Source organism: Nitratireductor aquibiodomus NL21 = JCM 21793 (genome assembly GCF_000615975.1).
Taxonomy (GTDB): domain Bacteria; phylum Pseudomonadota; class Alphaproteobacteria; order Rhizobiales; family Rhizobiaceae; genus Nitratireductor; species Nitratireductor aquibiodomus.
Genome location: NZ_BAMP01000006.1, coordinates 86,913 through 93,143, shown reverse-complemented (window position 1 = coordinate 93,143; position 6,231 = coordinate 86,913). Strand labels below are relative to the sequence as shown.

Annotated in this window: 6 protein-coding genes; 3 read left to right on the top strand and 3 right to left on the bottom strand. The window is 61.3% G+C overall.

Features of this window, described 5'->3' with window-relative positions:
* Window positions 1-711 (top strand): ADP-dependent NAD(P)H-hydrate dehydratase (locus tag JCM21793_RS03350; protein ID WP_025029454.1); only part of this gene is annotated, 711 nt, incomplete at its 5' end.
* 156 nt (window positions 712-867) lie between these two features.
* Here the strand turns inward: JCM21793_RS03350 and lexA are convergent.
* Both lexA and JCM21793_RS03340 read right to left on the bottom strand, forming a co-directional pair.
* A complete protein-coding gene (lexA, locus tag JCM21793_RS03345; protein WP_007009554.1) occupies window positions 868-1,587 on the bottom strand; it encodes a transcriptional repressor LexA in 720 nt (239 codons plus the stop codon).
* A gap of 99 nt (window positions 1,588-1,686) precedes the next feature.
* On the bottom strand, window positions 1,687-2,319 hold the full coding sequence (locus JCM21793_RS03340; protein ID WP_007009555.1) for a MarC family protein: 633 nt from the start codon (window positions 2,317-2,319) through the stop codon (window positions 1,687-1,689).
* 231 nt (window positions 2,320-2,550) lie between these two features.
* On the opposite strand from JCM21793_RS03340, the gene gyrA reads away from it, so the two are divergent.
* The gene (gene gyrA, locus JCM21793_RS03335) at window positions 2,551-5,340 is read left to right on the top strand and encodes a DNA gyrase subunit A (RefSeq protein WP_025029453.1); all 2,790 of its coding nucleotides are present in this window, start codon (window positions 2,551-2,553) and stop codon (window positions 5,338-5,340) included.
* A gap of 27 nt (window positions 5,341-5,367) precedes the next feature.
* On the opposite strand, the gene JCM21793_RS30850 is transcribed toward gyrA, so the two are convergent.
* Window positions 5,368-5,502, bottom strand: a complete 135-nt coding sequence (locus tag JCM21793_RS30850) for a hypothetical protein (protein WP_007009557.1) — start codon at window positions 5,500-5,502, stop codon at window positions 5,368-5,370.
* A gap of 217 nt (window positions 5,503-5,719) precedes the next feature.
* Here JCM21793_RS30850 and coaD point away from each other — a divergent pair, with 217 nt between their 5' ends.
* On the top strand, window positions 5,720-6,220 hold the full coding sequence (coaD, locus tag JCM21793_RS03325; protein ID WP_007009558.1) for a pantetheine-phosphate adenylyltransferase: 501 nt from the start codon (window positions 5,720-5,722) through the stop codon (window positions 6,218-6,220).
* Window positions 6,221-6,231 lie beyond the last annotated feature (11 nt).

Below are 6,231 nucleotides of genomic sequence, written 5' to 3'. Positions count from 1 at the left end.
GGGGCAGGCGCCGTGACCGTGCTTTCACCCGCCAACGCGCTTTCCGTTAACGCAATGCATCTGACCTCGATCATGCTGCGCAGGGCCGATACGGTCGAGGAACTGGAGGCGTTCCTCAGTGATCGCGGCCCCTCCGGCGCTGTGCTGGGGCCGGGGGCAGGAACAGGCGAGCGAACACGAAGTTTTGCGCGCAGCCTTCTCGACCGGGCGGGCGCCGCGGGCGGACTGGTTTTCGATGCGGATGCAATCACCGCCTTTCGCGGCGACCCGGAGACGCTTTTCGCCATGATCAAAGCCTCCGCCGCGCAAGTCGTTCTGACACCGCACGAAGGCGAATTCGGGCGCCTGTTTCCAGGTCTTGAAGATGCGCCGGAGGTCTCGAAAGTGGAGCGGACCCGGGATGCAGCCATGCGATCAGGTGCAGCAATCGTGCTCAAGGGACCGGATACGGTGGTTGCGGCGCCTAACGGGCGGGCAGCCATCAATGTGAACGCAACGCAGCACCTGGCGACAGCAGGCTCAGGCGATGTCCTGTCCGGGATCGTCGCTGGTCTGATGGCACAGTCGATGCCGGCGTTTGAAGCGGCCTGCGCGGGTGTCTGGCTTCATGCGGAGGCCGGCAGAGTGTTCGGCCGCGGGCTCATCGCAGAAGATCTGCCCGAGATGCTGCCCCAGGTTCTACAGTCTCAGTTCCCCGAACACGTCCGCTGAAAGGTCGAAGCGAGCGGGATGTGCCGGCTGGGAGAAACGAACGGGGCGTACCTGGCTGTGGAAGAGAAATGGGCGGGGCTACGCAGACGGCTCGACCCGCCGTCGCCGCGTTGGAAGATTTTGCAGTCAGGTTTTTCCACCTGACCGCAATATACTTCAGTAACGGCGCATCAATCCAACCAGGCGCCCCTGAACCTTGACTCGGTCAGGGCCGAAAATCCGCGTCTCATAGGCCGGGTTGGCAGCTTCAAGGGCAATCGACGCACCTTTGCGCCGAAAACGTTTCAGGGTTGCTTCTTCCTGATCCACCAGCGCGACGACGATCTCGCCCGGATTGGCGGTCTGGGTTTCGCGGATGATGACGGTATCGCCATCGAAGATCCCCGCCTCGATCATGGAATCGCCCCTGACCTCCAGCGCGTAATGATCGCCGCCGCTAAGCATGTCCGGGGGGACGGCGATGGAATGTGTCTGGTGCTGAATGGCGTCGATGGGAACGCCGGCAGCGATGCGCCCCATCACCGGCACGGAAACGACGCCGGCCAGACCGTCATCATTGCTGGCGGCGGGTTTTGGCTGGGGCGAGGGGGCTTTGCCGAGGCTGCCTTCAATGACGCTGGGCGAGAATTTGCGTGCGCCGGGGTTCAGGCCGGGAGCAATCGAATCGGGTAGGCGCAGAACTTCCAGTGCACGGGCCCGATTGGGAAGCCGGCGAATGAAGCCACGCTCCTCGAGCGCGGTGATCAATCGATGAATGCCGGATTTCGAGGCAAGGTCCAGCGCTTCCTTCATTTCATCGAAGGAGGGCGGGATTCCTGTCTCCTTCAGCCGCTCGTGGATGAACAGGAGAAGTTCGTGCTGCTTGCGGGTCAGCATGGGCGCCACCGAGAATCAGTTAAAAACAAAACCAGAACATACTCTATATGTTCCAGTTGTGTTCCGCAACTCTCGGCATTTGCGCGCGGTTTACCGGGGCTACGGTGCCGCAAACAGCGCCTTGGCGCCGTCGGCGACGAATTGCACGGCGAGCGCGGCCAGTATAACGCCGAGAAGGCGTGTCAGGATCGAGCGTCCTGTCTCGCCGAGGAAGCGGTCGACGCGCTCGGCAAGCGTGAAGACGGCGTAGGTGATGACGATCGTTGTCGCCAGGATTGCCAGCAGTGCGGCACTTCCGGCCAGTCCGCCGAAGGAACCCGAGAGCAGAACGGTGGCCGAAATCGCGCCGGGGCCGGCTATCAGGGGGATCGCCAGCGGAAAGGCGGCGATGTTTCGGATCATGTCGCGGGTGATGGCGCGCTCGGCGCTTTTCTCATGGCGCTCCTGGCGGCGCTCGAAGATCATTTCGAAGGCGATGAAGAAGAGCAGCAGGCCGCCCGCCACGCGGAAAGCGGGCAGTGTGATCCCGAACACGGAGAGTATGGCGCTGCCGGCCACACCGAAGAGAGCGAGGACCGCGAAGCCGATGATCGCCGCCCGAACAGCGACCTGGTTGCGCTCCGACCGGTTCATGCCCACCGTCAGGGCGAGAAAGAGCGGGGCGAGGCCTGGTGGGTCCACGGTCACGAGCAGTGTGACAAAGGCATTGAATACGGTCTCGTAGCCTGGCATGAGGTCCTCCCTTGCACTTGTCTAGCCCAGTCGGGAGGCTTCGGAAAAGACCCGATTGTGTCTCCTGGCGGGCAGTCTGCGGCAATTTGTCAGTGACATCATTCACAGACCTGCCATATGCATCTGAAATCGCGTTGGATTTCCCCGGCTTCAATCGCTGCTCCGATTGGAGAATCAGTGGCGCTTCATATATAAGAAGTCAGTGATTCCTTATTCTGTGTGTGACACGATTTGACTGACCAGACGACGCCGACCGGACCGGGCGAGCCCGACGACATCGAGCCGATTTCCATCATCGAGGAGATGCAGCGCTCCTATCTCGATTACGCGATGAGCGTGATCGTGAGCCGCGCTCTTCCGGATGCGCGCGACGGGTTGAAGCCGGTGCACCGGCGCATTCTCTATGCCTCGCATGAGAGCGGTTATCACTGGAACCGCAAATATGTGAAGTCGGCCCGTCCCGTTGCCGACGTGATGGGTAAATACCACCCGCACGGCGACGCCGCGATCTATGACGCGTTGGTGCGCATGGCGCAGGACTGGTCCATGCGTCTGCCGCTGGTCGACGGGCAGGGCAATTTCGGCTCCATCGACGGCGATCCGCCGGCGGCCATGCGTTACACCGAATCGCGCCTCACAAAGGGCGCGCACGAGCTTCTGGAAGACATCGACAAGGAAACGGTCGATTTTCAGGACACGTATGATGGCTCCTCCAGCGAGCCAAAGGTGCTGCCTGCACGGTATCCGAACCTCCTGGTCAATGGCTCCGGCGGTATCGCGGTTGGCATGGCGACCAACATTCCGCCGCACAACCTGTCGGAAGTCATCAATGGCTGTGTGGCCATGATCGACAATCCGGCGATCAGCCTGCCCGAGCTGCAGGAGCTGATCCCGGGGCCCGATTTCCCGACCGGCGGTCTCATCCTCGGGCGGTCCGGCATCCGCAGCGCCTACGAGACAGGCCGTGGCTCCATCATGATGCGCGGCAGGGTGGCCATTGAGCCCGCCCGCAACGACCGCGAAGCCATCATCATCACGGAGATCCCCTATCAGGTCAACAAGGCCTCGATGATCGAAAAGATGGCCGAACTGGTGCGCGACAAGCGCATCGAGGGCATCTCCGACATCCGCGACGAAAGCGACCGTCAGGGCTATCGCGTCGTGGTCGAGCTGAAGCGCGACGCCGTCGCCGATGTCGTGCTGAACCAGCTTTATCGCTTCACGCCGCTGCAGACCTCCTTTGGCGCCAACATGGTCGCGCTCAACGGTGGCAAGCCGGAGCAGATGAACCTGCTCGATCTCCTGAAGGCCTTTGTCCACTTCCGCGAGGAAGTCGTCAGCCGGCGCACGAAATATCTTCTGCGCAAGGCGCGCGACCGCGCGCATGTGCTGGTCGGTCTTGCCATCGCCGTCGCCAATATCGACGAGGTGATCAAGCTTATCCGTCATGCGCCCGACCCGCAGACGGCGCGCGAACAGCTGATGGAGCGCCGCTGGCCGGCGGAGGATGTCGAAGCCCTCATTCTCCTGATCGATGACCCGCGCCACCGCATCAACGACGATGGCACCTATAATCTGTCGGAAGAGCAGGCGCGTGCGATCCTCGAGCTGCGCCTGCAGCGTCTGACGGCGCTCGGGCGCGATGAAATTGCCGACGAACTGAACCAGATTGGCGCGGAAATCAGCGATTATCTGGAAATCCTGTCGTCGCGGGCGCGTATTCAGCAGATCGTCAAGGACGAGCTCATCGCCGTGCGCGACGAGTTCGGCACACCGCGTCGTTCCGAGATCACCGAAGGTGGTGCGGATCTGGATGACGAAGACCTGATCCAGCGTGAGGAAATGGTCGTTACCGTCACGCGCAAGGGCTATATCAAGCGCGTGCCCCTCTCCATCTACCGGGCACAGGCGCGCGGCGGCAAGGGCCGATCGGGCATGTCGACCAAGGACGAGGATTTCGTGACGCGGCTGTTCGTGGCCAACACGCACACGCCTATTCTGTTCTTCTCCTCGCGCGGCATCGTCTACAAGGAAAAGGTCTGGCGCCTGCCGGTTGGTACGCCGCAATCCGTCGGCAAATTCCTGCGCAACATGCTGCCGCTCGAGGAGGGCGAGAGCATTACGACGATCATGCCGCTGCCGGAGGACGAGGAGAGCTGGGGCGCGCTCGACGTCATGTTCGCCACCACGCGTGGCACGGTGCGCCGCAACAAACTGTCCGATTTCGTCCAGGTCAACCGCAATGGCAAGATCGCCATGAAGCTGGATGACCCGAGCGACGCGATTCTCGGAGTTTACACCTGCACGGAAGACGACGACGTGCTTCTGACCGCAGCGTCGGGTCAGTGCATCCGCTTCTGCGTCACAGATGTGCGCGTCTTTGCCGGCCGCAATTCGATCGGCGTGCGCGGCATCAATCTTGCCGAAGGCGACCGTGTGATTTCCATGGCGATCCTCTCGCATGTCGAGGCAAGTCCGGCCGCACGCGCCGCCTATCTCAAGCAGGCGGCAGCGGAGCGCAGGCAGGCAAGCGGCGAAGACGAAGACATCGCCCTGACCAATGAGGATCTCGGCGAAGAGGAAAGCCTGACACCTGAACGCTATGAGGAGCTTAAGGCGCGCGAGCAGATGGTGCTGACCGTTAGCGAATTCGGCTATGGCAAGCGTTCTTCAAGCTATGATTTCCGGGTAACCGGCCGTGGCGGCAAGGGCATTCGAGCGACGGATGTCGCCAAGACCGATGAGATCGGTCCGTTGATCGCGGCGTTCCCGGTAGAGCAGGATGATCAGATCATGCTGGTTTCGAATGCGGGTCAGGTCATTCGTGTTCCGGTTGACGGTATCCGCATCGCCAGCCGCGCAACAAAGGGCGTGACGATCTTCAACACGGCCAAGGGCGAAAAAGTGGTTTCGGTCGAGCGCATTTCCGACACGCAGACCGAAGAGGAAGAGATCGCCTCTGCCGATGACGCCGCCAACGGAGAGGCGAGCGACCAGAATGGGGATGGCGCTGCCGAGTGATCGGCCTGCGGCATCCCCGATTCCGGTTTAACGGAAGCGGCGGTTTGCAGAGCTGCGAACGCGGTTTTCGAGTTTGACGCGGCCGGCTTCTTCGTGGAGGCCAACAACGGTGGCAATCAGCATTGCGACGGTCATTGCGGCGGCTAGCGTAAAGATCAGCATGGCTTCACTCCTTTTGGTCTGTTAACGAGGAGAGACGCCATTTGGTTTCATACCCTGGACCGGCGCCCCTTCAGCCATTGGTGTTCTGACTACCCGATCAGGTTCGAACCGGTGTTGAACGGACTGTTCATGTGCGGTTCATCTTTTCGCCGCCATTGCTGCGAAGAGGTGCGATTGCTGAATTGCCTTCATCCGGCAACACGGATACAAGCACGCCATGACCGAACGAACAGCATTTTATGCAGGATCCTTCGATCCCCTGACGAACGGCCATCTCGATGTGCTCAAGGGGGCGCTGACGGTGGCAGACAGGGTGGTGGTCGGCATCGGCGTTCACCCAGGCAAGAAACCGCTTTTCAGTTATGAGGAGCGCGTGGCGCTGATCCAGAAGTCTGCAACGGTCGAGCTGGGTGGTGATGCCCGACGCATTGAGGTTGTGGCATTCGACAAACTGGTGATTGATGCCGCACGCAGACATGGCGCCTCGATCATGATCCGCGGTCTGCGTGATGGCACGGATCTCGACTATGAGATGCAGATGGCCGGCATGAACGAAACCATGGCGCCCGACCTGCAGACGGTTTTTCTGCCCGCCAGCCCATCCGTGCGCACCATTACCGCCACACTTGTACGTCAGATCGCTTCCATGGGCGGAGACATCGCGCCATTCGTGCCTTCCGCTGTTCTGGAAGCGCTCGAAGCCAAGTTCCCCGCCTGAAACCAAAAGGA

Excerpts from the sequence above, each read along its gene's own strand:
- lexA (WP_007009554.1), bottom strand. The coding sequence starts at position 1,587 with ATGCTGACCCGCAAGCAGCACGAACTTCTCCTGTTCATCCACGAGCGG.
- coaD (WP_007009558.1), top strand. The coding sequence starts at position 5,720 with ATGACCGAACGAACAGCATTTTATGCAGGATCCTTCGATCCCCTGACG.
- JCM21793_RS03340 (WP_007009555.1), bottom strand. The coding sequence starts at position 2,319 with ATGCCAGGCTACGAGACCGTATTCAATGCCTTTGTCACACTGCTCGTG.
- JCM21793_RS30850 (WP_007009557.1), bottom strand. The coding sequence starts at position 5,502 with ATGCTGATCTTTACGCTAGCCGCCGCAATGACCGTCGCAATGCTGATT.